Origin of the sequence: Beijerinckia sp. L45 (assembly GCF_009765775.1) — a bacterium.
GTDB lineage: Bacteria > Pseudomonadota > Alphaproteobacteria > Rhizobiales > Beijerinckiaceae > RH-AL1.
Genome location: NZ_LMUU01000276.1, coordinates 105,206 through 105,505 on the forward strand (window position 1 = coordinate 105,206; position 300 = coordinate 105,505).

Annotated in this window: 1 protein-coding gene; it reads right to left on the reverse strand. The window is 58.7% G+C overall.

Features of this window, described 5'->3' with window-relative positions; translation table 11 throughout:
• Positions 1-239 (reverse strand): transposase (locus tag GSQ79_RS28740; RefSeq protein ID WP_246725654.1); only part of this gene is annotated, 239 nt, incomplete at its 3' end.
• Positions 240-300: the final 61 nt, after the last annotated feature.

Consider the following 300-nt stretch of genomic DNA (forward strand, 5'->3'; position numbering starts at 1 on the left):
CCTTCCGTGGTCTTGATCGATTGGCTATCAACGACAACGGCGGTCGGCGCGGCTTCTCGGCCTTCCGCCTCGCGAGCATTCATCACGAGGACATCAACGATCTGCGCCCACAGCCCGCTGTCGCGCCAAGCGTAAAATCTGTTCTGGACCGTGGTGAACGGCGGAAAATCCTTCGGCAACAATCGCCAGGGGCAAGCGCAACGAATCATGTAAAAAAACAAGGCGTTGAGAATGATCACGGTGTTGGTTGGCCTTCGCCCACGCCGTTTGGGAGCTGGCAAGAGCGGCGCGATCAACGCC